This window comes from Parvimonas sp. oral taxon 393 str. F0440, assembly GCA_000223315.2.
GTDB lineage: Bacteria > Bacillota > Clostridia > Tissierellales > Peptoniphilaceae > Parvimonas.
Genome location: AFUS01000005.1, coordinates 482,895 through 507,891 on the forward strand (window position 1 = coordinate 482,895; position 24,997 = coordinate 507,891).

The following is a 24,997-nucleotide window of genomic DNA, read 5'->3' on the forward strand; positions in this document are numbered from 1 at the left end:
ATCACCTCAAGCTAAATTTTTTAGTTACTATTTATTATATAAAAATACTTTTTGTAAAGTATTTTTCATCTATATATTTATGATCTATAACTATTATTGTTTTTGACTGCAAAAATTTCATAACATCGTCAAATATTTCATAAAAAAGAGATTCATCAAGTCCTGTACTTATTTCATCAAAAATATATAATTCACAATCCTTATACAATGCTCTGGCTAAAAGTAATCTTGTTTTTTCTCCACCTGATAAGGTGCTACTATCAAATCCGATGCTATTATCTGAATATTTTTCAATAACTTCTTCTAATCTACATATCTTTATTATTTGTTTCAATTTTTCTTTTTCAATATTCGATTTGAAAGTAATATTATCTATGATTGACATATTAAATAATTTATTTTCTTGAAAAACTGCCGATAAAGATATTGTTTTATTTTTCTTTCCATCAATTAAGATATTTCCTGAAGTAGGCTTATACAAATTTGTAATCAATTTTGCTAATGATGATTTTCCAGAACCGGTTCTTCCATTAATCTTAACTTTATCATTTTTATTAATAATAAAATTAAATTCACTTAAAATTTGATTATCACCATAGTTCAATGATACATCTTTAAATTCAATAACATTAAAGTTTTTCTGTAAATCAATATTTTCTCTTTCAAGCATTTCAAAAGTATTGTCTATTCTCTTAACAGAGTTTTTAAATGCTGAAATTTCTTTTTGATTTTCTATTATATTAAATATCGGGTCAGTAATCATAGATGCATATAAAATTATTGCAATCAACGCACCAATGGACAAATTATTTTGACTGACACGAATTCCTCCGATAAGAATCAAAATAGCCATAATTAGATTAAACAACAATCTTACAAGTGTTTGAGAAATATTTTTTATATTTACAATTTTTTTATCCAATTTATTTAATTTGCTATTTTCAGAAGTAAAATCCTTACTAAAAAATTTTTCTTTATTAAATAATTTTATATCTCTTGCACCAACGATAATATCAAATAATTTATTTATAACATTTAATCTCTGAATTTGACTCCTTTCGGAAGCAATTTCCGAACTATTTAAAATTTTTTGAATAAGAATCATTGATACAGAAGAAATAAGCAACATTGATATTAACATAATATAATCATATTTTATTATTATAATTGCACCTATAATAAAACTTGATATTGAGAAACCTAATCCAAAAACTAAAGGAATAATTTTATCATCAAGTGATTTTAAATCATCAATTATAGAATTAAAAACATTACTTCCCCCAATTTTTTCAAGCAAATCAATTTTTGTATTGAGAATACTTTCAATAATTTCATCTTTTATATCTCTATTTAGATTCAATTCAAACTTTGACCCAAAATTTATAAGAATTATCTTAAATAAATCAATTAAAATATATATAAGTGAATACAATATAATATATTTAAAAAACTCGACTGTATAACCAGTAGTCAAAGAATCTATAACTTTTTGAATTAATACCATAGGAAAAATGCTGAAACTTCCGACAATAATTCCAGATATAAATAATATAATTATTTTATGAATATTCTTTTTATACTTACTTTTTATCATCGCTTTACTCCTAATTTCAACATTTTATTATGATATTTCAATACTAAATCATAATTTCACTTTTATTATATCATACTAAAAAACTTTTTCAAAATAGTAAATTTTAAGGCATAAATTCATAAAAAAAGTCGGGATTTCCCGACTTTTTATGCTAATTTTGAATATTCTATTGCTATTTTACTTGCAAGTTTTGCGTTATTGAATACTAATCTGATGTTAGCTTCAAGGCTCTTTCCATGTGTAAGTTTTTGAACTTTATCAAGTAGGAAAGGTGTTGTGTCTTTTCCTTTTATTCCATTTTCGTCCGCTTCTTTTAAAGCATCTAAAATTGTCTTGTCAATTAATTGTCTATCCATTGAATATTCTTCCGGAATAGGATTTGCAATTACAACTCCACCATTTAGTTCTAAATCCCATTTAGCTTTTAAAACTCTTGCAATTTCTTCTTCTGAATTTATTTTACTAACTTTAAAATCACTTTCTCTTGTGTAAAATGCAGGTAATATATTTGTCTGGTATCCATAAACAGGAACTCCCTTTGTTTCTAAATATTCTAAAGTAAGTCCCATATCTAAAATTGATTTACAACCTGCACAAATAACAGCAACATTTGTATTTCCTAATTCTTCAAGGTCTGCTGAAATGTCCATAGTAGTTTCTGCTCCTCTGTGAACTCCACCGATTCCACCAGTTGCAAAAACTTTAATTCCTGCCATTTCTGCACAAATCATTGTTGCAGCAACAGTTGTTGCTCCATTTAATTTATTAGCAACAACATAAGCTAAATCTCTTCTTGAAGTTTTTGTTACACTAAGTCCGGCTTTCCCGATTACTTCAATTTCTTCTTTTGTTAGCCCAACTTTAATTTCTCCATTTATAATAGCTATTGTAGCAGGAATTGCTCCATTTTCTCTAACAACTTTTTCAACTTCAAGAGCTGTTTCAACATTTTTAGGATAAGGCATACCATGTGATATTATTGTTGATTCCAAAGCTACAACCGGTTTATTTTCTTTAATTGCATTTTTTACTTCTTCACTAACTGTTAAATATTTTTCTAATTTCATAACTTCCTCCAAAATTTAATAGATTTTTTTCACTTATATTTTTACTTACTGTATCCATAGATTGTGCAGTTATAAATCCTGCAACATTTCCAAGTTTTGCACATTCTAGAATATCTTTTTCATTAACAACACCAAAAATTATTCCACTCATTGCAGCATCACCACAACCTGAAGTATTTTCAATCTTTGGTTTTTCGTTTATCCTTACTATTCCATTTTCATTTTTATCGGCATATAAAATTCCCTTTTCGCCCATAGAAATAAAAACTTTTTTAACACCTTTTTCTAAAAATACATTCACAATCTTTTCTAAATCACTTTCATTTTCATAAGGAATGTCAGTTAATTCTTCTGCTTCATAAATATTCGGTTTTAAAAGATAGATGTACTTTAATAATTTCTTAATTTTTAAAGCCTTTTTTCTAGAAACACAATCTACAATTATCTTTGAATTAGGGCAATTTTTACAGATGTATTCAAGCACATCTTCTCTTAAATTTGTATCCATAACTATATATTTATAACTCTTAATTAAATCAATAAGTTTAGAGATAAATTCAATATTGATTTCATCCAAAACTTCCATTGAAGAAATGGCAGTAAATAAATCATTATTTTCATCCAAAATAGAAATATAATTTGACATCCCTCTATTTGTTAAAAATTTACTGTTTGAAAAATCCAGCCCAATTTTTTTCAAATAATCTTTAATTTCTCTTGAATAGACATCATCACCAAATACAGAAATAAATTTATTATCTATTCCCATTTTAAGTAAATTTTCAGCAATATTTTTTGCAACTCCTCCAAAAGAATATTCCAAAGTTCCCGGATTGGAATCTTTCATATTTATTTTTTCAAAACTTTTTGCAATAAAATCAATATTACATCCACCAATTACACAAACTTCTTTTGATAAATTAGAATTAATCACATAGGCTCTTCCGACCAAATATCCTTTTTTAATCAAATTTGAAATATGAACTGCAACAGACGATCTCTTTATATTAAGTAAATCAGCTAGTTCATTTTGAGAAATATAAGGATTTTCTTTTATTATTTCTAAAAGTTCTTGCTCTCTTTTTGTCATAATACCTCCTTAAACAACAGTTTATTATATTATATCAAATGTTTATATAAAAATCAATATTTTTAAATAAAATAATAAATGAAAAATAAGTTGTTAGGATATTTACTTTTAACGTCAGAATATTAAATAAAGTTTTCTCCCTTATACGTCATCTCGACCGGAGTTGAGCAAAGCGAAACTAATCTAGCCCTAACTTTGATTATTTACTTGTAAATAATCAATAGTAGGTCTAACATAGTCATTGTAGTCTTATCTAATACAATGACTATGGAGATCTCATAAAGCTCCGTTATGTAGAATTAGATTTATCTAGTTGATTATTACAAAATTAACTATTTAGAAAAGTTTTTTAAAACTTATTTTTGCTTATAACAAACAACCGTATTTCTAGAAAAAATTATAAATTTTTTTGTATGTATCTTCGATACATTTACTTTTGCTAAAGCAAAAGTATGAGATCTCTCGACTTCGCTCGAGATGACGTGTTGGGAGATTCTCTATGCAAAGTATTATGACGTGAGTGTTCTTAATTTATATAAAGATTAAAATTATTATTATTTATTTACCTTTAACGTCTGGCTATTAAACAAAGTGTTCTCCCTTATACGTCATTTCGACCGGAGTGGAGAAATCTCATAACTACTTTTTTAAAAGTAAACAAAGTTAGGGCTAGATTGACTGCGCTTGAGATGACGTGTTAGGAGATTTTCTTTGCTATGTATTATGACGTGAACTTTTTTATTTTCTATAACGTTTAAAAAACATATAAGAACCTCACCCTTCCACGATGCTTTGCATCGGGTGGGTGCCCGAGAACCTTGTTACTTCATAATAAAAACCTCACCCTTCCACGATGCTTTGCATCGGGCGGGTGCCCGAGAACCTTGTTACTTCGTAATAAAAAAAGTCCTTAAAATAAAGGACTTTAGTTAATTCAAAAAATTAAATTTTAAACAGCTTAGAATTTTTTCTTTTTTCTTCTTGCTGCCTCTGATTTTTTCTTTCTCTTTACACTTGGCTTTTCGTAATGTTCTCTTTTTCTATATTCTGAAAGCACTCCAGCACGTGCACATTGTCTTTTAAATCTTTTCAACGCATTATCCAAAGATTCGTTTTCGCCAACTCTGATCTCTGCCATGATATCCCCCCTCTCTTATATAGACAAACTGTCTTGAGAAATAACATAAATATTATACAACAAAAATGATATAAATTCAAGTAAATTCACTATATTTTTTCAGTATAATTGATAAAATTTATAAAAAATTTTAAGATAATTTTAATTTTAGCCCGGTGGCCAATTTAAACTACGTCCTGCAAGAACGTGAAAATGTAAATGCTTAACAGTTTGTCCACCGTCTTCATTACAATTATTTATAATTCTATAACCTGATTCATCAAATCCCATTCCCTTTGCAAGTTCGGAAATTTTTAAAAATATCTTTCCAACTACTTCAGAATTTTCCTTATCTACGAAATTACAAGATTCAATATGTTTTTTAGGGATTACTAAAAAATGAATCGGAGCTTGAGGGGATAAATCATTAAATGCAATTATATCATCATCTTCATAAATTTTATTTGATGGAATTTCTCCATTAACAATTTTGCAAAATATACAATCCATTATCTCACCTCCATATAATAAATATATCAAAATCAAAATAGATAAGCTCTATTTTAATTATTGTATATTATAACATATTCCAAATATCTTTACAATAAAACAATACTCTCACAAAAGCATATATTATCCATTTTTTATAGAAATTATAATTTATACATCATCCCAATATCAATAAGCTCTACATTGTCTTCAAATGTGAATTTTTCAAATCCTGATAAACTTGTAATCCAATAAGTAGCTTTTTTATATCTAAAATTATAAGACTTATTAATCAAATTGTCTAAAACATCTTGTTTAACTTTACTATTATTCCACTTAGCTTCAACAAATAAAAATTCATTTTCATTATCATAAGCTAACATATCAATTTCAGATTCTTTTTTTAACTCTCTATCTGTTCCCCACCAATTACCATAATCAGTTGGAATAAATGAAAATTTTGACTTTTTTAATCTCTCTTCAAAATATTCAATAGAGATTTTTTCAAAAACATCTCCCATATAATCATTCAAATTTTTTTCTATGCTTTCATATAAAACTTCTCCCAGTCCTATATTTATCATATTTAAGTTGGTTTGAACAAATTTATACCAAAATAGAAACATAGTATCTTTTATAACATAAATAGGTCTTTTTGTTTTTCTATTGAGTACAGGCGTCTTTTTTTCTATAATTCCAAGCTCTATAAGAGAATTTAGATAATGAGCTAAACCACCACTAACTACATTTAATTTTGTGGATATTTCATTTAGTTTACTAGCTCCTGCGGAAATAGAAAATAAAATATCATTATAAAACTTTGGCTGTCTTAATTCTTGTTTTAATAGATTAAGAGGTTCTTCATACAAACGACCATTTGGTTTTAAAAAAATATTTATTATATTTTCTTTTAAAGACAAATTTTCATCAAAAAATGTCAAATATTCTGCAACCCCATTAGTTAATCCAAAAACTATTGATTTTTCTTTATCTGAATATGAATTGACAAACTCTCCGGATTCCAAATAATTAAAAGCATTTATTTTAAATTGACTTGTTCTTCTTCCATACAAAGGACTCTTGTACCCTAAAACTTGTTCTTCCATAAAACTCATAGATGACCCACAAAGTATAAGAAATAATTTACTTTTTTCTCTATATTCATCTATCAAATTTTGTATTAATGATGAAATATATGGTGCTGATTCAGCTAAATAAGGAAATTCATCAATAACAAAAATTATCCTTTTATCTATACTATATTGAAATAAATATCTTAATGCACTTTCGAAATTACTGAAATCAGGTAATCCCTCTAAATTTCCACAAGTCTTATATATCGCTTTTGAAATTAAACTAAGATTTATTAACTCATTTGATTCAGTAGCAACAAAATAATAGCCCTCTTTGTCTTTTATAAATTCTTGAATTAAATAGGTTTTTCCAACTCTTCGTCTTCCATATATTACAGATAAGGCAAATTTTCCATTTTCATATTCTAAATTTAACTCTTTTAGTTCATATTTTCTTCCAATAAATTTCATAAAATCACCTCAATATAATTATAATATAAAACAACACGATATGCAATAGTATATTATTGCATATCGTGTTGTTGCATTTTTTTGCTTAATTAAATAATTTATTTTTTACAAAATATCAACTTGACACATTTTCATAGCTTCTAATGCTGTGTTATGACTTTGTGGAGTAACTCCCGCACAACATTTACTATCTACAATTAATTCAACTTCAGGTAAAAATCCTTTAATCATTAAAGTATTTACAATCACACAAATATCTGTGCAAATTCCAACAAATTCTATACTTTCAATTTGCTCTTTTTCGTTTAGGCTTTTTAAATACTCAACCAAGTCGCTAGAGCCAAAACCTGCTTTTTCAAAAATTTTACAGTTTTCTTTATAGATACCTTCTCTGATTTTCCAAGCGTCAGTTCCTTTAATACAATGTTTTATAGGAAGTTTTCTTCCCTCTTGTGTATTTAAGTAATTATCATCGTGAGTATCCATTGTATAAATAATTTCTCCGTCAAAGTTTTTAATTTTTCCTTTAATTTAGGAATCATATTTATAGCCTCTTGAGTTCCCAACTTACCATCAACAAAATCATTTTGAACATCAATAACAACTAATATTTTCATAACCAGCCTCCAAAAAGTTTTTTATAAAAAAATCTAAATATTTTAATCAAATAAATTATATACATTATTTAATCTTTTGTCAAATTATAAAATTTATCATTTACAATATATCTATAATATTTCAAAAATATTACACTCAAGATAAATTCATTTACGAATTGTGCAAATGCAACTCCAAATAGAGATAAATCAAAAACTTGTGTTAATATCAACATTAAAATAAGACTTAAGATATTTACCCCTGCCGTTGTTTTTAATAAAAACATATTTTTATTCAAACCTTGTAAAGCACATTTGTATATGTATGAATATGAACTACAAATATTTGCAACTAAGAAAAATATCAAAAATTTTGTAGCAATATTTTGTACAGAAACGTCATCTGTAATAAGTTTAGGTAAATATTCTCTAAAAATAAAGAATAATGCACTTCCAAAGATAAATAATATAGTTGTAATTTTAACTGATATTTTAGGATAATCTATCAAATTTCTAATGTTTTTCTCTCCGGAACTTATGCTTATCAAACTCAAAGTCGCAGAACCATAGATATGTTTAAAAGTAAATAAAAACATAATTAAATTTGTAATTATTGAATATCCAGCAAATTCGTTATTGCCTATTCTAATAACAATCATATTGAAAATAATGACAAAAATAGTTCCGTCAAAAATTTCCTGTATCATAATAGGAAAAGCTAATTTAAAATGATTAATTCCATTTATAAAATAGCTTTTTAATAATTCAAATTTTAAATTTAATTTATTTTTCAATACAAAAATGTAAATAAGAAGATTTACAAACATTGAAAAAACTGTAGTAAATCCGACCATAGTAATTCCAAATTTTGGGAAACCAAACTTTCCAAGAACGAACAAATAATCTAAACCCAAATTTAAAACTGAAGAAACAGTAGATCCTATTAAAATCCACTTTGTCATATTTGAAATTCTAAAATATGCCCCAAATGTAAATAAACATAGTTGTAATAAGACACAAAAACTCATAGGATATGAGAACAAAATGCCCTGTTCCAAAGTTTCCCCAGACAAATTATAAAATATTTTTAAAAAATATGTCTTTCCGAGCAACATTAATATTAAGAATATAATTCCCATAAAAATATTGATAGCAAGAGATGAAAAGAATTCATAATTTAGACCTTTTTCATCTCCCTGTCCCAGTTTTTCTCCAAGTTTAGTATTTATAATTATTGCAGTCGCTCCCAAAACTCCACTTATAGTATATAATGTTGAAGAAATCAAATTTACAGCATTAAATGCAGGTGTTGAAACTCTTGCAACAATAGCAATATCGGATAACTCCAAAATATAACTTAGGATAAAATTTACCATAAGTGGAAAAGCGAATTTGTTAAGTTCTAATCTTTTATTTTTCATTTTTCTTTTTCTTTAAATCAATTTCAAAATCGCAATTTTCGTCGGAACATTTTAGTGCATGTTTAAATCTGTTTTTAACTTCAACTAAGAATTTTCCACATTTTTCGCATTTTTTATCAGCTATAGGCTTGTCCCAAATTGCATAATCACATTCAGGATAATTTTCACAACCGTAAAAAACTTTTCTCTTTTTGGATATTTTTTCTATTATTCTTCCACCACATTTAGGACACTTTACCCCAGTATCTTTAACTTCCTTTTTTATATAATTACAATCAGGAAATCCGCTACAACCGATAAATCTACCGAATTTTGTCTTTTTGACAACTAAATTTTTACCACATTGTGGACATTTTTCATCAAGAACTTCATCTTTTATTTTATAATCCTCTGAATCCCCCTCAGACTTTTTCAAAAATGTTTCAAAAACAGCATAGAAGTCAGAAATAACTTTTTTCCAATCCTTTTTATTTTCAGCTATTTCATCAAGTTTTTCTTCCATTTCCATGGTGAATTTTTCGTTTATAATTGTTTCAAAGTTGGAAACTAAAAACTTATTTACATTTTTCCCCAAATCTGTAGGAATTATTTTTTTATTCTCAATTAGAATATAAAATCTGCTTGTCAAACTATTTATAATACTTGCATAGGTACTTGGTCTCCCAATTCCATTTTCTTCAAGTTTTTTAACCAAAGTAGCCTCTGTAAAATTGGCAACCGGTTTTGTAAAATGTTGACTTTGTTCTATTTTTTCTGCATTTATTACATCTTTAACTTCTAATTTAGGTAATGGTTCATCTTTAATATCACTTGAAGTATATATTTTTGAAAATCCGTCAAATAAAGTATATCTTCCATTTAATTTATAGATACAATTATTAGAATTTAAAACTATTTGTGTACTTTCATAACTTTCTGCCTTCATTTGAGATGCGACTGTTCTTTCCCAAATTAATTTATAAAGTTTATATTGATTTGCAGTTAAATAGCTTTTTATTTTTTCAGGACTTCTAAAAATACTACTTGGTCTAACCCCCTCGTGAGCATCTTGAGAATTCTTTTTCTTTAAATTGTATTCATTTCCTTTACTTGCATAGTTTTTCCCATAATTTTCGGTAATGTACTCGATAGCCTCTGCAACTATTTCTGATGAAATTCTAGTTGAGTCAGTTCTCATATATGAAATTAAACCGACAGAGCCATCTTTGCCTACATTAATCCCTTCATAAAGTTGTTGAGCAATACTCATTGTCATTGAGCTTGAAAAACCTAATTTTCTTCCCGCTTCTTGTTGCAATGTACTTGTAGTAAAAGGTGGTTGTGGTTTTCTCTCTTTTTTTACCTTTTTTACATCTTCCACGATAAAATTGTCTTTATCTGTTTTTTCTACAACTTTTAAAGCCTCTTTTTCATTTTTTATTTCTTTTTTACTATTTTTTTATTTTCATATTCTCCATAATAAAGTGATTTAAACTCTATATTTTGAACATTATGTATCCCTTCAATCTTCCAAAACTCTTCAGGAACAAAATTATCTATCTCTTCTTGACGTTCACAGATAATTTTTAAAGTTGCAGATTGAACACGACCTGCAGAAAGTCCACTCTTTATTTTTTTCCAAAGAATCGGAGATAGTTTATATCCTACAAGTCTATCTAAAACTCTTCTGGCTTGTTGAGAATTTACTAAATTCATATCTATTTTTCTTGAATTTTTTATAGATTCTTTGATACTTTTTTTAGTAATTTCGTGAAATTCTATTCTGTTATTTGCATTAATATCAAGTCCTAAAAGATAGGCTATATGCCAAGAAATTGCTTCCCCCTCTCTGTCGGGGTCGGTTGCAAGATATATATTTTCAGAATTTTTGTAAAGTTCTTTTAATTCTTTAATCTTAGACGCTTTTCCTCTTACATTTATATATTCAGGTTCAAAATTATTTTCTATATCTATCCCCATTTTGCTTTTAGGTAAATCTCTTATATGTCCAACACTTGCTACAACTTTGTAATTACTTCCAAGCATTTTGCTGACTGTTTTAGCCTTTGTTGGAGATTCTACTATAACTAAATTTTTATACAAAACTAACTCCTTACACAATCTTACTCATTGAAATATGTTCTATTCCAACTTCAACAAAAATATCATCATTGTCTTTAGTATAACCTAACATTTCATAAAAGGTCATTGCATGATATTGAGCTGAAAATCTAATTGTTTTCTTTTCATTTTCTTTTTAAATTTTTTTACAGTTTCTTCCATACTTATAAATAAAAACTTTCCTACTCCTTTTCCTCTGCAAGATTTCTTTACACAGGCTCTTCCAAAATAGACAATGTCTTTATTTATATTCATAATCCTTGCAGTAGCAAGAAGCTCATCTCCTTCAAAAACTCCAACATGAATTGTATCTTCTAAACTATCTCTGTCATCAACTTCATATTCAAGTGGGACTTTTTGTTCATCGACGAAAACTTCCTCTCGCAAAGCGAATGCCTTTTCCATTTCTTCGCTTTTTAATATTCTATATTCCATAAAAACATCTCCGTATAATCTATAAACTCTCTATATGTTATATAATTTAATTCATTTTGTCAATATATTTTTATAATTTCACAATTAAAAAAGTGCCAATTTTATAAAATTGACACAAAAATTTAATTTTATTCTATTATATATGCACTTACAATTTCTCCATAATAAGCTGTATGATAATCCCTGTTTGCTCCATAAAAATCTCCTGACACATTTTCAGGATAATTTTTTTCCTTTATTTCCTTAGGAATTGCATTTTCATCTTGTTTTTGTTTATAAATAACCTTACATTCCAAAGTTAAAGACAATTCTTTAATAGCTGGAACATCTACAATTTCAGATTCAACTAAAGTTAAATTCAAATCTTTAATTTTATCAGTATCTCTTCCTGACTTTGTACCACAAACTCCAATTATATTTTTATCAAAATCATTCAAAAAAATATTTACAGTAAATTCTCCACTTTCATCAAGTAGTTTTTTTGTATAACGACTTTCTCTAACAAATGCTGTAAAAATCGGTCTATTCCATTCTATTCCCAAAGTTCCCCAAGAAATTGACATTGTATTTACCTTTTCTTTTGATTTTGTTGTAAGCAAAACACCTTTTTCAACTGCTAACATTATTTCTTTCGCATAATCAAAAACATTAATTTTTCTTTTCATAATTTTCTCCTAAATTGCAATCGGAATATCTTTTATTTGTTCTCCGCATTTATAATTTTCTATTATAACATCATCTGATGTAAAATCGTAAAAGTTTTTAACATCAGGATTTAAAGTAATCTTTGGAGCTGGAAATTTTTCCCTAGTAATAAGTTCTTTTATAATCGGAACATGTCTATCATAGATATGAGCATCAGCTATTACATGAACAAGCTCTCCAACTTCCAAATTACATTCTCTAGCAAGCATATGAATCAAAATTGCATATTGACAAACATTCCAATTATTTGCTGCCAAAATATCTTGACTCCTTTGATTTAAAATAGCATTCAGCTTGTTCCCTGTAACATTAAAAGTCATACTATATGCACAAGGATATAAATTCATTTCTGATAAGTCTTCATGAACGTAAATATTTGTAATTATTCTTCTACTATAAGGATTGTTTTTCAAGTCATAAATAACTCTGTCAACCTGATCAAACATTCCTTCCTTATATTTATGTTTAACTCCAAGCTGATAACCATAAGCCTTTCCGATACTTCCGTTTTCATCAGCCCATTCATCCCAAACATGACTCTTTAAATCCTTAATATTATTGGACTTCTTTTGCCATATCCAAAGCATTTCGTCAGTACATAATTTTATAGCTGTTTTTCTAAGTGTAAGTGCAGGAAATTCTTCCGCCAAATTGTATCTATTTACAACTCCAAATTTTTTTATCGTATATGCCTTTGTTCCATCTTCCCAAACAGGACGAACTTTTTCTCCCTTTGTATCTACTCCGTTTTCGAGTATATCTTTACACATTGAAATAAATATATCATCTGCTCTACTCATAATTATCTCCTAAAATTATTCTACAATAAGAATAACATTTTTATTAAAAAAAGGCAAATTCATTAAAGTGTTTTTCACAACATATTGCTTATAGTTTTTGCTATATTTCAAAATATTTTTAATTTCTATATTAAAAATACTTGATTTAAGTTTTGTGATATGGTATAATACCTAAAGTGATTAATTTACAATATTTAAGCGAGGTGAATACAATGAAAAAGGGAATACATCCAGAATATAATAAAGTAGTTTTTATGGATACAACAAGTGGATATAAATTCATCTGTGGTTCAACAAAAACTTCAAATGAAACAATAGAAATGGAAGACGGTAACACTTATCCATTAATTAAAATCGAAATCAGTTCTGACTCTCACCCATTCTACACAGGTCGTCAAAGATTTGTTGAAAAAGGTGGTAGAATTGAAAAATTCAAAAAAGATACAATATGGACTAGTAAAAAGCAGAGCAATCTGCTTTTTTTGTTGCAAAAAATCATGGGCTTTAGGAGACTTCTCGACTATTGCTTGTTTACAAAAAATAGTATTTATGAAAGAAACTCTATAATAATTTTAGTATGTATCTTCGATACATTTACTTTTGATAAAGCAAAAGTATAAGATTTCCGCAGTCGATTGTATTCCAAATCAAAGATTTGGACAATCTTTGCGTCAGACCTACTTTTGTTTACAAGTAAACAAAGTTAGGGCTAGATTCATTTTGCTAACGCTACAGTCGAAATGACGGATAAGGAAAAAAACTTCGTTTAATAGCTTACCGTTAAATGTAAATCAGCTTACGAGTTATTTTAAAAAATTATAACAAATAAAATATTTAACATCATAAAACTTAACAAAGCAAAAAACAACAAAAAAGAGCTGTTTTCACAGCCCTTTTAAATTAGCAACCACCTTTTAATTTTTTACTTCTTATATAAATCTTTGGGAATTTATCATGCTGATTAAAATATCCCATAAGTTCAAAAAATTGAAAAGCTCTTTTCTGTTGATCAACGGTCATATTTGTTTTTTCTCTTATGAATTTTTTAGCCCTTTTTGAATAAACAAAATATCCGTCAGCATTTATATCCTTAATAACTATATCATATAAATCATAATACTCTTGCTTCATCATTGTCCCCTTTTGCAGATTGTATTTCGTACCAAGTTTTATATTTACCATTCAAAGCGATAAGCTCGTCATGTGTACCTGTTTCTAAAACTTTTCCATTCTCTATCATAACTATTGTATCACAATTTTTTACTGTGGACAATCTATGTGCAATAATCATCGTACTTCTACCCTGTTTCAAAACATCAATTCCATAATTGATTATTTTTCCGTTTCAGTATCAATATTTGCAGTTGCTTCATCCAAGATTAAAACTTTCGGATTTCTTACAATGGCTCTTGCAAAGCAAATGATTTGTTTTTCTCCAAGAGATAAATCTGAACCGCTTATCGCCAATTCATAATCTAAATTATCATTTCTTTTTTGTAAAAGATTTTTACCACCAACTTTTATAATCGCATCTAAAACTTCACTTTCAGTTATATTTTCTTCTTTAAGAGTAATATTATCTCTTATACTTCCTGTGAAAATATATGGATCTTGAAGAACTACAGCCATTTGTTTTCTGTAAGATGCTTTACTTAGTGTTTTTATATTTTGTCCGTCAAGTAAAATTTCTCCTTTTTGATTGTCGTAAAATCCTAAAATCAAATTCATTATAGTTGACTTTCCACTTCCGGTAGCACCTACAAAGGCAATAGACTTTCCTTTGTCTAATTTAAAATTAACATCCTTTAAAACAGGAACATTTTCTTTGTACTCAAAGCCTACATTTTTAAATTCAATATTTCCTTCAAGGTCAATTTCTCTATCCGTAGTTTTTTCTTCTTCTATTTCAAAAATTTTGATTATTCTGTCGCAAGAAACAAGTGCAGTCTTATATCTATTTATTTGTGATAAGAAATTCATAAAAAGCCTTAAAATTCTTTTATTATATTCAATTAAAATATACAAAATCCCTACACTCAATCCCAAGCCATTAATCTTTAAAATTGTAAATACTAAAACTATCATAGCATTTGTAAAAATCATTACAAAGTCAATTAAATTCCAAGAGAATAAAGCATTTAATATAGTTCTTTTGATATAATTTTTTTCAACTTCCTTATTTTCTTTTTCAAAAGACTCAATCATCAAATCTTCATTCCCATAGACTTGAATTACAGGTAATGATTTAATCGTTTCATTATAAATTGAGCTTGTAATTCCCTCATGTTTTCTTATCGTCTTAGTAACTGCTGTAAGTTTTTCTCCGTAATATTTAGTTACCATATACATAAGTGGTAAATAAATTAAAACAATTAATAGCAGATATGGACTGATATAAAACATAACAGTAAGCATCATTGCCAAATTCAACACAAAACCCAAAAGATCATTTAAAAGAGTTTGATATAACTCTTTAATTGTATTAGTATCTGTTGTAAATCTTGAAACCAAATCTCCGGCATAAGAACTGTCAAAATATTGCATTTTAAAGTTTTGCATATGTCTTATTAAACTGAATTGAATTTTATATGCAATATTACAAGATAGTTTATTAAAACAAATTCTTACAAAGAATAAAAATACTAAAAGCAATACATTAAGTCCCAGATATAATAGTGCTTTTTGAACAATAAAAGAATAAAAATTTTCCATATTTACTAAATCTGCATCTATAATTGAAGAAATTACAGTTGGTAAATATACATCAAGAAAAACTCTAAATACAGTACAGATTGAGCCTGTAAAAAACAGGAATTTTTCTTCTAAAAGGTAGGAAGTTAAAAATTTTAATTTACTATTTTTCATCTTCTTCCTCCTTATCCAAACTTTGATACTCAAATTGTTCCTTATACCAAGAATCTCTAGAAATAAGTTCTTCATGAGTACCTCTGTCGATTATTTCTCCATTGTCCATAACTAAAATCAAATCAGAATGTTCAACTGCAGAAATTCTATGAGAAATAATTATATTTGTCCTATTTTTTCTATTTTCCTTAAGAGAATTTACAATTTTACTTTCAGTATTCGCATCAATTGCAGAAAAAGAATCATCTAAAATTAAAATTTCAGGATCCCGATATAAAGCTCTCGCAAGAGAAATTCTTTGCTTTTGTCCTCCGGAAAGTCCAAGTCCACGTTCTCCAACAATAGTTTCAAGTCCTTTTTCTAAATTTTGTATATCTTTGTAAAAGTCTGCCTTTTTTAGAACATTTATAATTTTTTCGTCATTTTCTGCAATACTTCCAAACAAAATATTTTCTCTGACTGTTTTAGAAAGTAAAATATTTTCTTGACTTACATATCCGAATTTATTTCTTACTGACGTAATATCATAGTCTTCATAAGGAATATCATTAATAAAAATCCTATTTTTATCAAAATTATAAAATCTTAAAATCTGTTTAACTAATGTACTCTTTCCACTTCCACTTTTTCCAACTATTCCTAAAGTTTCTCCTTTATTTAACTTAAAACTGATGTCTTTAAGTGAAACTTCTTTTTCTCCGGGATAAATAAAAGAAAAGTTTTTAAATTCCATAGTGGAAAAGTTCTCTAAAATCTTATCTCCATTTTCTATTTCCGTCTTATCATCAAGTAAAAGATTTATTCTATTTATTGAAACCAGAGCTCTTTTATAAGTATTTATACAATCTCCAAGTCCCCAAAAAGACCAAGCTAAAGTTTCTCCAAGTCCAAAAAATACCACTAACTTTCCAATTGTAATACTACCATCTCTTACTAAAAATGCTCCGTAAAAAAGTCCTATAATCATAGAAATTACTCTTATAAAAGAGTTTGAAAGAAATGTTAACATCCATAGATTAGCTTCCATAAAAGCTAAATCAAAATAATATTTAATGATTTTAGAAATATTTTTTTGTCTTACTTCTTCATTTACATAACTTTTTATAAGTTTTATTCCTTCTATTATTTCTAAAATCTCTTGACTAGACTTTCCAAAAGTTAAATTCATTTCTTCACTTACTTTTCCAACTTTTTTACTTACTATATTTGTAATAATAGCTGTAAAGATAAAAGGAAACATAACCGCAATCGTCAGCTTCCAAGATAGGAAAAATACTAAATATGATGCACATATTAAAGGCATAAACATAGAATCACAAACTAATAGAATTCCAAAACTGAAATATTCAAATATATATTTAGTTTCATTATCTGCAAGTCCAATTACATCTCCTGCAGTATTTTTTTGAAAAAAGTCGGGAGATTTTTTTAAAATTTTTCTAAAAATTATATCTTTATAGTACATCTTAAGTTTTGCCCCCGAGCCAAAGACCAAATATGAAAAAGTCATAAAGCTTAAAAAGTTAATCACTCCCAAAAATATCATTAAAGCTACATATTTATAAATTTTTGTAACATCAAAATTCGGACTTTTAAACAAATCCACAATTGTTCCGGTTAAAGTTACTATATAAATTAAAATAAAACCACTAATTATATCAAAGACACAACCAAGTAAAAATCTGGTTTTTGCCTTTTTAAAGCCGTCTCGGACAGCCAAATAAATCCCCATTTAATCACCTTCTTCCATTTCAAAAAAAGCTCTTCAAAAAGAAGAGCATTTTTTAAATTTTATTTACTTATTTTTTCTTAAAAGTTGCAACTGATCCTCTTTCAATTATTCTTGAAGGTAGAATTGTAACATCTTTTAATTTTCTTCATTTCTAAGTTCCTTAATCAACTTTCTCATAGAAATTGCACCCATATCATAATATGGTTCTTCTATTGTTGTAAGAGCAGGTCTGTAAATTGAAGCAATTAAATCATCTCCAAACCCTGCAACTGAAATGTCTTGCGGAACTTTAAGACCGTTATCGTAACAATAACTAATAAAACCGATAGCTAAAGCATCTTCACTCGCAAAAACTACAGTTGAATTATTTTCCTTGATAAGTTTGAAAATTTCTTCTCCCATATCATATCCTGTTTGAACTGTAATATCTTTTGCATTTATAAGTGCCGATTTTACTTTTCTTTCTGCAACAGCTTCATTAAATCCTGCAAGTTTTTCTCTACCGATTCTACTTGTAATATCTTCGCTAATAAAAACGATACTCTCATGACCTTCATCTACAAGATAATTTGTCATTTTATTACAAGTTGATTTATAATCTATACTTACAGTATGTTCATCTGTATATTCGTAAAATTTATCAAGTCTTACAAAAGGAATATTTTTACTTTTCAACTTAAACAGTATTTCAGGATTAATCTTTTCACTAATCATAATTATCCCTTCAACCTGTTTAGTGCACATAAATTCGATAATCTTATGCTCTACTTCAATATCTCCGTATGTACTGGAAAGTAAAATATCGTAATTATACATTCTTCCGATTTCTTCAATTCCTCTAATAATTTGTGCCATATATGAAATGCCAATATCTTTCACAATAACCCCAATCATATTTGATTTTCTCATTACAAGACTTCTTGCCAATTCATTAGGCTTAAAATCCAATTTCTTTATCGCATCTAAAACCTTTCTTCTGGATTCCGGACTTACAGGTTTTGATTCATTCATAACTCTGGAAACAGTTGAGATAGAAACTCCTGCTAACTTAGCTACATCTTTTATTGTAGGTGCTGACATTTTATCACTCCTTTAAAATAAATATATAATTATAATTAAATCGTTTACAAACTTCAACATAATTATATCATAGTTTTTAATAAAATAAAACAGTTAAGGAAAATAAATTCACGAAATTTTCCTAAAAAACACATAATTTTCTAATAATAAAAAATTTTTCAAAATTAAATTTTCACAATAAAAAAAACTGTAAAATGATTTTCATTTTACAGTAAAAAATTTTACTTTTTAATTTTAATATATAAGCTGTAAAAAATAGCAGAAATAATCAATGCAACAAAACATATCCCGATTTCTATTCCTACATAATTAACCAAAGCTTTATTAACAGGTAAAAATCCTCCTGTCAAATCAGAAAATACAGGATAATTAAAAGTATTTTTCCACTTCCATAGATAAGAAAAAACTAAACTTAACCCAAACTGACTTATTATCAATATAATATTAATAGCAAAAGAAATCATAGCCTTTCCAATTATAAAACTCGTCTTTTTCATTGGAAGTGTAAATAAAAATCCCTTATGATAATAAAAATCTAAATAAGTTGTTATAAAGAAGTAAGATAGAGCCATCAAAAAAATTACAGCTAGAATATACTTTATATTATTATATTCAAGCAAAACACCGTCTAAAGGGGCTTCTTCATATTGAAAAGTTCCATTTGCTTTTATTACTTCGGATAACCTTTCTTTTTCGTGATTAGCATAACTTTTTGACATAGAAAAATTTATTTCATTTTCTTTGATTTCAATGATTTTTTCGTACATCAAAATTGCACTTTCCATATAGCCTCTATCGTCTCCGCTGTGCTTTAGTTTTAAAGTCTTTTCTGATATTTCAAGAGATTTTTTTAATAAATCCATTTTTTCTTCATCAGCAGAATACCTACAAGGTGACTTTCCGTCAGCAGGATATAAAATTTCTCCTATTTCTTTTTTTATCATAAGTAATTCATGCTTTTTATCGGCATCGACTTGCTGATAATTTAAATAATTTTTATAAAACAGAGAAGCTAATAAAACTAATATAACTCCTAAAATTACTACAAATATTCTACTTCTTATAAATTTTTTACATTCTAATATCAAAGTATTCATAACATTCACCTACTCAGCAAACAGTCTTTGATACATCTGTTCAGACGCATTTATATGCTCTCTTATTTTAATTAATTTTATGCCTTTATCCTGTATTGCCTTAATTGCATCGTCAAAAGAATTCTTTTTAAATTGACAAATAATCATACCTTTTTCAATTTCGGCACTTACTACAAATGGAGATAAAATTTCTAAAGTTTGATCATTTGAAGTAGTATCAATGGCATAGATTAAAAATTCGTCTTCTACAATTTTTTTGACAATTTTTTTATCCTTTATGAATAAAAGATTATCGGTTAATTGACTAATTTCTCCTAAAAAATGTGTAGATAAAATTACCAGAGTTCCCCTTTCTGATATTTCCTTTAACATAACTCTAAGCTCTATTTGACTGCTAGGATCAAGTCCGTTAAAAGGTTCGTCAAGCAATAAAACTTCAGGATTATTAATAAGAGCAATAGCTAAAAGTAATCTCTGCTTCATTCCCAAAGAATAAGTCTTTACAGCTCTTTTATAAAATTTTTCAATCTTTGTTAAACTTACAATTTCTTTTATTCTAGTCTTAGGCAATTTTTGTATATTTGCGACAAATTTCAAATGATCAAGTCCTGTTAAATTAGGAAATAAAATACTTGCATCCTGTAAATACGACAATTTTTTAAAAATTGCATTATCTCTATTATCTATCCCATTTACAGTAATCTGTCCGGATTGATAGCTAATCAAATTTGTAATACAATCTAAAAGAGTAGTCTTTCCGGTTCCATTAGGTGCAACCAAAGCCCAAACCTCTGCATTTTCAAGTTCTAAAGACAAATCATTTAAAACTACATTCTCTCCATATCTTTTAGTAAGATTTTTTATACACAAACTAGGCATATCCATTCCTCCTTCTATCTTGAATAAAAGCTATACAAATCAATAAAATTGTTAAAATACAAATTCCAATTGCTAAAATTTTACAAGATTTATCAAAACTATAAGTAATGGTTTTAGATAAAATATTTATACTGCCATCTGCAATTTTCCCAACTCTCCAGTATGAAAACGGATTATACCATTTATTAAACATCTGTAAAGTCGCTATCAGTCCAAAGGATAAAATAACGGATTTTACACTTGATTTTACAAAAGTTGAAATTGCACTTGTAACAAGGAAAATAAATATTCCATAGAGCAAAAACAAAATCAAACTTTTTGTTAAAACATCAGATATTGGAACAATCTTATATCCAAAACTCATAAGTGAAAAATAATCACTTTTTACAATATAAGTTGTAATCGGATACTTAAAAGATGATGACCCGTTTATTAAAAATTCTATTCCAAAAAATATTGTAGGTATCAACAGTCCAAGTATAATCGTTAAAATTCCACCTGTGAAAAGTCCCGACGATACAATCCTAAATTTACTTGCCCCTGATGTCCTTAAAAATCTAATTGTTTTATTTTGACTCTCCTCAAGTTTTGAAAATAGAATTCCAAAAGTTACTACAATTATAAAAGTATAGATTAACATCAAATTATTTGTAAAAAAATCCCATAATCTATGTGAAGTTCCAACTAATGTTTTTTTGCTATGATAATCAAGAAGATTACTTTCTTCTGAAGTTCTAGGTTGATCAAATTCTGTTCTCTGTATATTCGAAGGATGAGCTGATGGAATATTATTTTCCTTTAAATACTTCAATATTTCGTATGTTATCTCTACTGTCAACTGATCTACAGTATAACTTACTCCCTTTTTTACAAATCCTTTTGAAATAAAATTTCCGTTGGGATCTAAAAAATGTTTTAATTCATCTTCATATAATACCTGCCAATTTTCATTTTTAATATTTTGGATTATTTCTTCATAACCCTTTATAATTTTAATTTTTCTTTTTTTATATTATTTAATTCTGTTTTTTCTTCATCTGAAATATTACTGCTTTCTAAATCTTTATCCACCTCTTTAATGTCCTGTTTAAATATATCTATAACTCTTTCTCTGCTAAAAATTTGTTCTTCCTTATTTTTATTATTTTCAATTTTTGAAATAGAAGATATAACAGTTCCAATAATTATAATTATAATAAGGAATAGAATATTCTTTTTCTGTTTAATAAAATACTTAAAAAACAAATTACACATAGCTACCTCCAAAGCAAAACGCAACAAAAAAACATTTTATATAAAATACATTTCAGAAAATCAATTTATCTATTTACTTTCTATCCTAGGTAAATCGTTACCACAAGAATATCATAATTGTTATTTTTTGTCAAATATTATACATATTTTCGAGTTATTTTATCTTGAATAAAAGCTATACAAATCAATAAAATTGTTAAAATACAAATTCCAATTGCTAAAATTTTACAAGATTTGTTAAAACTATAAGTAATAGTTTTAGATAAAATATTTATACTTCCGTCAGCAATTTTTCCAACTCTCCAATATGAAAACGGATTATACCATTTATTAAACATCTGTAAAGTCGCTATAAGCCCAAAGGATAAAATAACGGATTTTACACTTGATTTTACAAAAGTTGAAATTGCACTTGTAAATAGGAAAATAAATAGTCCATAGAGTAAAAACAAAATCAAACTTTTTATTAAAACATCAGATATTGGAACAATCTTATATCCAAAACTCATAAGTGAAAAATAATCGCTTTTTACAATATAAGTTGTTATCGGATATTTAAAAGATGATGAACCACTTATTAAAAATTCTATTCCAAAAAATATTGCGGGTATCAATAGTCCAAGTATAATCGTTAAAATTCCACCTGTGAAAAGCCCCGACGATACAATCCTAAATTTACTTGCACCCGATGTCCTTAAAAATCTAATTGTTTTATTTTGACTTTCCTCCAGTTTTGAAAAGAGAATTCCAAAAGTTACTACAATTATAAAAGTATAGATTAGTACTAAATTATTTGTAAAAAAGTCCCATAATCTGTGGGATGTTCCTATTAAAGTCTTTTTGCTATAATAGTCTAGAGCTTTATTTTCTTCTGAAGATCTCGGTTGGTCAAATTCTGTTCTCTGCAAAAACAAAGGAAGTGCTGAAGGAATATTATGTTTTTTTAGATATGTTAAAGTTTCAAATGTAATTTCTATAGTTGTCTCATTTACATTATAGTTATTACCTATTTGAATAGAAGCAAATCTCCCTTCGGGATCTTTGAGATGCTTTAAACTGTCATCATATAAATACTGCCAATTTGAATTTTCAATACTTTCTATATATTCTTTACTTTCTTCTATATATTTAGGGATAATTTCCTGATATTTTTCTATTAATTCCTTATCTTCTTCTGAGATATTATCCTTTTCAAGTTCATTTTTATAATGCTCCAGTTCATTTTTATATTCTTCGATATTTCTTTTACATCTTTCAATTTTTTCCTTATTAATTTTATTATTTTCAAACTTTTTTAAAGATGATGTCCCAAATCCAAGAATTATGAGCATAATAAGGAATAAAATATTTTTCTTCTGCTTTATAAAATATTTAAAAAATAATCTACACATAGATACCTCCCAAAGTAAAAACGTCAAAAGATAATTTATCTATTTACTTTCTCTTCTAGGTAAATCGTTACTACGAGAATATCATAATTGTTATTTTTTGTCAAATATAATAACTAGTATTTTTCATCTTATATTGATATAAAATAAAATTATATCATATAGTAAGATAATTTGAGATTGTATAATTTTAATTTTAAAATATCGTTCTTATTATTTATGTAGCTTTTAATTATGAAAAAATATTAAAAAATGTATTTCTATTTTCAATTTTAATTCTATATTCTTGTAGCAGTATAAAAAAAGATAAAGCATTTTTATACTACATAAGCATAAGTGAAAATTGTATAAAAAAACTCATCTAAGCATGTTAGATGAGTTTTTATTGTGAAACAACAAGGTTCCCGGGTACCCACCCGATGCGAAGCATCGAGGAAGGGTGGGGTTCTTATTTAATTATTTTTAAAATTTTACAAACACATTCTATAAATATTTTCTATATCTTCAGGTGTTAATTCTCTAAAGCCTTTTATACTTTCTTTTCCCTTACAAGCCTTCTTAGCCATAATAGCAAAATTTTTATCATCAATATTTACATCTTTTAATGTACTTTGTAATTTTAAGTCATTAAATAAAAATTCTGAAAGTTTTTCAATGGCTTTTTCTGCAATTTCTCTATCAGAAAGATTTTTATCTATGTCAAAAACATTAACTCCAAATTGAACATATTTATATATATTTTCATCATTTAAACAATATTGCATCCAACGTGGAGTTAATATTGCAAGTCCATGTCCATGAGTTATATCATAAAAAGCTGAAAGTTCATGTTCCATTGGGTGGCAACTCCATGCAGTTGATTTACTTCCATTTATAAAACCGTTTATTGCCCAGGAAGATGTCCACATTAAATTAGCACGAGCTTCATAGTTTGTAGGGTCTTTCATTGCTATCGGAGCATATTTTATAACTGTTTTCATAAGACCTTCCATAACACAATCAAGCATAAACAAATCATTTTCTGTTGTAAAATAAACTTCTAGGATATGACTTAAAATATCTGCTGACCCGCAAGCAGTTTGATACTCACTTACACTGTATGTATTTTTTGGGTCAAGAAATGAAACTTTTGGTAACATACACATTGAACCATTGCTTAATTTTTCATTTGTTTTAAGGTTTGAAATAACTCCGTCATTATCCATTTCAGAACCGGTTGCTGAAAGTGTTAATATAGTTAAAAGAGGCAGTGCATCTTCTATTTTTGCTCTTTTTTCTAAATCAAGAAAATCCCATGGGTCAAAATCAACTTTTGCTCCGGCACAAATAAATTTTGAGGCATCAATCGTTGAACCTCCACCAACAGCAAGAACCACATCAATATTTTCTTCTTTACATATTCTAACACCCTCTCTAACAGATTCTATTCTAGGGTTAGGTTCTATCCCTGAAAGTTCAAAAACTTCAAGTCCTGCACCTTTTATTTCTTTTATAACCTCATCATAAAGTCCTATTTTTTTAATGGAACCTCCTCCATAAGTTAATAAAACTTTTTTTCCATATTTTGACAATTCTCTTCCAAGATTGGAAAGTTGTCCTTCTCCAAAATATACCTTAACAGGAATATTGTAAATAAATGGTTTCATAAAAATCCTCCTTTAAATTTATTTTTTAATACTTCTAAATTAATTTTACCTCTCCTCTATACCTAGTTAAAGAATACCCTTATTTTAAAATAAGAAAA

General features: G+C 27.0%; 24 protein-coding genes and 2 pseudogenes. 1 reads left to right on the forward strand and 25 read right to left on the reverse strand.

Annotated features, from left to right (window positions below):
- Positions 1-34: 34 nt before the first annotated feature.
- The 14 genes and pseudogenes from HMPREF9127_RS06770 to thyA form a co-directional block, all read right to left on the reverse strand.
- Positions 35-1,594 carry an ATP-binding cassette domain-containing protein gene (locus HMPREF9127_RS06770; RefSeq protein ID WP_009448790.1) on the reverse strand — a complete coding sequence of 520 codons (1,560 nt, stop codon included), beginning with the start codon at positions 1,592-1,594 and terminating at the stop codon, positions 35-37.
- A gap of 146 nt (positions 1,595-1,740) precedes the next feature.
- The gene (locus HMPREF9127_RS06775; protein WP_009448868.1) at positions 1,741-2,661 is read right to left on the reverse strand and encodes a pseudouridine-5'-phosphate glycosidase; all 921 of its coding nucleotides are present in this window, start codon (positions 2,659-2,661) and stop codon (positions 1,741-1,743) included.
- Positions 2,633-3,751: a carbohydrate kinase gene (locus HMPREF9127_RS06780; protein WP_009449081.1), complete on the reverse strand. Its 1,119-nt coding sequence runs from the start codon at positions 3,749-3,751 to the stop codon at positions 2,633-2,635. The genes HMPREF9127_RS06775 and HMPREF9127_RS06780 overlap by 29 nt, the downstream gene beginning before the upstream one ends.
- A 958-nt stretch (positions 3,752-4,709) precedes the next feature.
- Positions 4,710-4,889 carry a 30S ribosomal protein S21 gene (rpsU, locus tag HMPREF9127_RS06785; protein WP_004832359.1) on the reverse strand — a complete coding sequence of 60 codons (180 nt, stop codon included), beginning with the start codon at positions 4,887-4,889 and terminating at the stop codon, positions 4,710-4,712.
- 147 nt (positions 4,890-5,036) lie between these two features.
- Positions 5,037-5,378 (reverse strand): histidine triad nucleotide-binding protein, encoded by a 342-nt coding sequence (locus HMPREF9127_RS06790; RefSeq protein WP_009448547.1) that lies wholly within the window; start codon positions 5,376-5,378, stop codon positions 5,037-5,039.
- A gap of 143 nt (positions 5,379-5,521) precedes the next feature.
- Positions 5,522-6,901, reverse strand: coding sequence for an ATP-binding protein (locus tag HMPREF9127_RS06795; RefSeq protein ID WP_009448638.1), 1,380 nt, complete (start codon positions 6,899-6,901; stop codon positions 5,522-5,524).
- Positions 6,902-7,006: 105 nt separating this feature from the next.
- Positions 7,007-7,387 (reverse strand): cysteine hydrolase family protein, encoded by a 381-nt coding sequence (locus HMPREF9127_RS06800; RefSeq protein WP_009448493.1) that lies wholly within the window; start codon positions 7,385-7,387, stop codon positions 7,007-7,009.
- Positions 7,360-7,518, reverse strand: coding sequence for a hypothetical protein (locus tag HMPREF9127_RS09575; RefSeq protein ID WP_255261735.1), 159 nt, complete (start codon positions 7,516-7,518; stop codon positions 7,360-7,362). The genes HMPREF9127_RS06800 and HMPREF9127_RS09575 overlap by 28 nt, the downstream gene beginning before the upstream one ends.
- 68 nt (positions 7,519-7,586) lie before the next feature.
- Positions 7,587-8,918: an MATE family efflux transporter gene (locus tag HMPREF9127_RS06805; RefSeq protein ID WP_009448696.1), complete on the reverse strand. Its 1,332-nt coding sequence runs from the start codon at positions 8,916-8,918 to the stop codon at positions 7,587-7,589.
- Positions 8,908-10,943, reverse strand: a pseudogene (gene topA / locus HMPREF9127_RS06810) (type I DNA topoisomerase). Before topA ends, HMPREF9127_RS06805 begins: the two are co-directional and overlap by 11 nt.
- 67 nt (positions 10,944-11,010) lie before the next feature.
- Complete coding sequence (locus HMPREF9127_RS09580) at positions 11,011-11,106, reverse strand: hypothetical protein (protein ID WP_255261736.1); 96 nt, start codon at positions 11,104-11,106, stop codon at positions 11,011-11,013.
- Complete coding sequence (locus tag HMPREF9127_RS06815; RefSeq protein WP_009448870.1) at positions 11,103-11,453, reverse strand: GNAT family N-acetyltransferase; 351 nt, start codon at positions 11,451-11,453, stop codon at positions 11,103-11,105. Before HMPREF9127_RS06815 ends, HMPREF9127_RS09580 begins: the two co-directional genes overlap by 4 nt.
- Positions 11,454-11,581: 128 nt before the next feature.
- Positions 11,582-12,118 carry a flavin reductase family protein gene (locus HMPREF9127_RS06820; protein WP_009449041.1) on the reverse strand — a complete coding sequence of 179 codons (537 nt, stop codon included), beginning with the start codon at positions 12,116-12,118 and terminating at the stop codon, positions 11,582-11,584.
- A 9-nt stretch (positions 12,119-12,127) separates the two neighbouring features.
- Positions 12,128-12,958, reverse strand: a complete 831-nt coding sequence (gene thyA / locus HMPREF9127_RS06825; RefSeq protein ID WP_009449102.1) for a thymidylate synthase — start codon at positions 12,956-12,958, stop codon at positions 12,128-12,130.
- Positions 12,959-13,170: 212 nt separating this feature from the next.
- Between thyA and HMPREF9127_RS09585 the strand changes: the two are divergent.
- Positions 13,171-13,415, forward strand: a pseudogene (locus tag HMPREF9127_RS09585) (type B 50S ribosomal protein L31).
- Positions 13,416-13,858: 443 nt separating this feature from the next.
- On the opposite strand, the gene HMPREF9127_RS06835 reads toward HMPREF9127_RS09585, so the two are convergent.
- The 11 genes from HMPREF9127_RS06835 to HMPREF9127_RS06875 form a co-directional block, all read right to left on the reverse strand.
- On the reverse strand, positions 13,859-14,089 hold the full coding sequence (locus tag HMPREF9127_RS06835; protein WP_009448783.1) for a hypothetical protein: 231 nt from the start codon (positions 14,087-14,089) through the stop codon (positions 13,859-13,861).
- Positions 14,070-14,270: a P-loop NTPase family protein gene (locus HMPREF9127_RS09590; RefSeq protein ID WP_255261737.1), complete on the reverse strand. Its 201-nt coding sequence runs from the start codon at positions 14,268-14,270 to the stop codon at positions 14,070-14,072. Before HMPREF9127_RS09590 ends, HMPREF9127_RS06835 begins: the two co-directional genes overlap by 20 nt.
- A 20-nt stretch (positions 14,271-14,290) precedes the next feature.
- Positions 14,291-15,823: an ABC transporter ATP-binding protein gene (locus tag HMPREF9127_RS06840; protein ID WP_009448941.1), complete on the reverse strand. Its 1,533-nt coding sequence runs from the start codon at positions 15,821-15,823 to the stop codon at positions 14,291-14,293.
- Positions 15,813-17,543 carry an ABC transporter ATP-binding protein gene (locus HMPREF9127_RS06845; RefSeq protein WP_255261738.1) on the reverse strand — a complete coding sequence of 577 codons (1,731 nt, stop codon included), beginning with the start codon at positions 17,541-17,543 and terminating at the stop codon, positions 15,813-15,815. The genes HMPREF9127_RS06840 and HMPREF9127_RS06845 overlap by 11 nt, the downstream gene beginning before the upstream one ends.
- Before the next feature lie 147 nt (positions 17,544-17,690).
- Complete coding sequence (locus tag HMPREF9127_RS06850) at positions 17,691-18,635, reverse strand: LacI family DNA-binding transcriptional regulator (RefSeq protein WP_009448992.1); 945 nt, start codon at positions 18,633-18,635, stop codon at positions 17,691-17,693.
- A 221-nt stretch (positions 18,636-18,856) separates the two neighbouring features.
- Positions 18,857-19,732, reverse strand: coding sequence for a hypothetical protein (locus tag HMPREF9127_RS06855; RefSeq protein WP_009449079.1), 876 nt, complete (start codon positions 19,730-19,732; stop codon positions 18,857-18,859).
- Between the two features lie 9 nt (positions 19,733-19,741).
- Positions 19,742-20,611, reverse strand: coding sequence for an ABC transporter ATP-binding protein (locus HMPREF9127_RS06860; protein ID WP_009448655.1), 870 nt, complete (start codon positions 20,609-20,611; stop codon positions 19,742-19,744).
- Positions 20,604-21,608 (reverse strand): ABC transporter permease, encoded by a 1,005-nt coding sequence (locus tag HMPREF9127_RS06865; RefSeq protein WP_482198268.1) that lies wholly within the window; start codon positions 21,606-21,608, stop codon positions 20,604-20,606. Before HMPREF9127_RS06865 ends, HMPREF9127_RS06860 begins: the two co-directional genes overlap by 8 nt.
- Positions 21,596-21,865 carry a hypothetical protein gene (locus HMPREF9127_RS09595; protein WP_009448787.1) on the reverse strand — a complete coding sequence of 90 codons (270 nt, stop codon included), beginning with the start codon at positions 21,863-21,865 and terminating at the stop codon, positions 21,596-21,598. The genes HMPREF9127_RS06865 and HMPREF9127_RS09595 overlap by 13 nt, the downstream gene beginning before the upstream one ends.
- A 137-nt stretch (positions 21,866-22,002) precedes the next feature.
- A complete protein-coding gene (locus HMPREF9127_RS06870) occupies positions 22,003-23,256 on the reverse strand; it encodes an ABC transporter permease (protein WP_009449069.1) in 1,254 nt (417 codons plus the stop codon).
- A gap of 467 nt (positions 23,257-23,723) precedes the next feature.
- Positions 23,724-24,899, reverse strand: coding sequence for an iron-containing alcohol dehydrogenase (locus HMPREF9127_RS06875; protein ID WP_009448809.1), 1,176 nt, complete (start codon positions 24,897-24,899; stop codon positions 23,724-23,726).
- Between the last annotated feature and the right edge of the window lie 98 nt (positions 24,900-24,997).

What these genes read in the sequence shown, in the direction of transcription:
- HMPREF9127_RS06770 (WP_009448790.1), bottom strand. Translation starts at nt 1,594, where the DNA reads ATGATAAAAAGTAAGTATAAAAAGAATATTCATAAAATAATTATATTA.
- HMPREF9127_RS06775 (WP_009448868.1), bottom strand. Translation starts at nt 2,661, where the DNA reads ATGAAATTAGAAAAATATTTAACAGTTAGTGAAGAAGTAAAAAATGCA.
- HMPREF9127_RS06780 (WP_009449081.1), bottom strand. Translation starts at nt 3,751, where the DNA reads ATGACAAAAAGAGAGCAAGAACTTTTAGAAATAATAAAAGAAAATCCT.
- rpsU (WP_004832359.1), bottom strand. Translation starts at nt 4,889, where the DNA reads ATGGCAGAGATCAGAGTTGGCGAAAACGAATCTTTGGATAATGCGTTG.
- HMPREF9127_RS06790 (WP_009448547.1), bottom strand. Translation starts at nt 5,378, where the DNA reads ATGGATTGTATATTTTGCAAAATTGTTAATGGAGAAATTCCATCAAAT.
- HMPREF9127_RS06795 (WP_009448638.1), bottom strand. Translation starts at nt 6,901, where the DNA reads ATGAAATTTATTGGAAGAAAATATGAACTAAAAGAGTTAAATTTAGAA.
- HMPREF9127_RS06800 (WP_009448493.1), bottom strand. Translation starts at nt 7,387, where the DNA reads ATGGATACTCACGATGATAATTACTTAAATACACAAGAGGGAAGAAAA.
- HMPREF9127_RS09575 (WP_255261735.1), bottom strand. Translation starts at nt 7,518, where the DNA reads ATGAAAATATTAGTTGTTATTGATGTTCAAAATGATTTTGTTGATGGT.
- HMPREF9127_RS06805 (WP_009448696.1), bottom strand. Translation starts at nt 8,918, where the DNA reads ATGAAAAATAAAAGATTAGAACTTAACAAATTCGCTTTTCCACTTATG.
- HMPREF9127_RS09580 (WP_255261736.1), bottom strand. Translation starts at nt 11,106, where the DNA reads ATGACCTTTTATGAAATGTTAGGTTATACTAAAGACAATGATGATATT.
- HMPREF9127_RS06815 (WP_009448870.1), bottom strand. Translation starts at nt 11,453, where the DNA reads ATGGAATATAGAATATTAAAAAGCGAAGAAATGGAAAAGGCATTCGCT.
- HMPREF9127_RS06820 (WP_009449041.1), bottom strand. Translation starts at nt 12,118, where the DNA reads ATGAAAAGAAAAATTAATGTTTTTGATTATGCGAAAGAAATAATGTTA.
- thyA (WP_009449102.1), bottom strand. Translation starts at nt 12,958, where the DNA reads ATGAGTAGAGCAGATGATATATTTATTTCAATGTGTAAAGATATACTC.
- HMPREF9127_RS06835 (WP_009448783.1), bottom strand. Translation starts at nt 14,089, where the DNA reads ATGAAGCAAGAGTATTATGATTTATATGATATAGTTATTAAGGATATA.
- HMPREF9127_RS06840 (WP_009448941.1), bottom strand. Translation starts at nt 15,823, where the DNA reads ATGAAAAATAGTAAATTAAAATTTTTAACTTCCTACCTTTTAGAAGAA.
- HMPREF9127_RS06850 (WP_009448992.1), bottom strand. Translation starts at nt 18,635, where the DNA reads ATGTCAGCACCTACAATAAAAGATGTAGCTAAGTTAGCAGGAGTTTCT.
- HMPREF9127_RS06855 (WP_009449079.1), bottom strand. Translation starts at nt 19,732, where the DNA reads ATGAATACTTTGATATTAGAATGTAAAAAATTTATAAGAAGTAGAATA.
- HMPREF9127_RS06860 (WP_009448655.1), bottom strand. Translation starts at nt 20,611, where the DNA reads ATGCCTAGTTTGTGTATAAAAAATCTTACTAAAAGATATGGAGAGAAT.
- HMPREF9127_RS09595 (WP_009448787.1), bottom strand. Translation starts at nt 21,865, where the DNA reads ATGTGTAATTTGTTTTTTAAGTATTTTATTAAACAGAAAAAGAATATT.
- HMPREF9127_RS06870 (WP_009449069.1), bottom strand. Translation starts at nt 23,256, where the DNA reads ATGTGTAGATTATTTTTTAAATATTTTATAAAGCAGAAGAAAAATATT.
- HMPREF9127_RS06875 (WP_009448809.1), bottom strand. Translation starts at nt 24,899, where the DNA reads ATGAAACCATTTATTTACAATATTCCTGTTAAGGTATATTTTGGAGAA.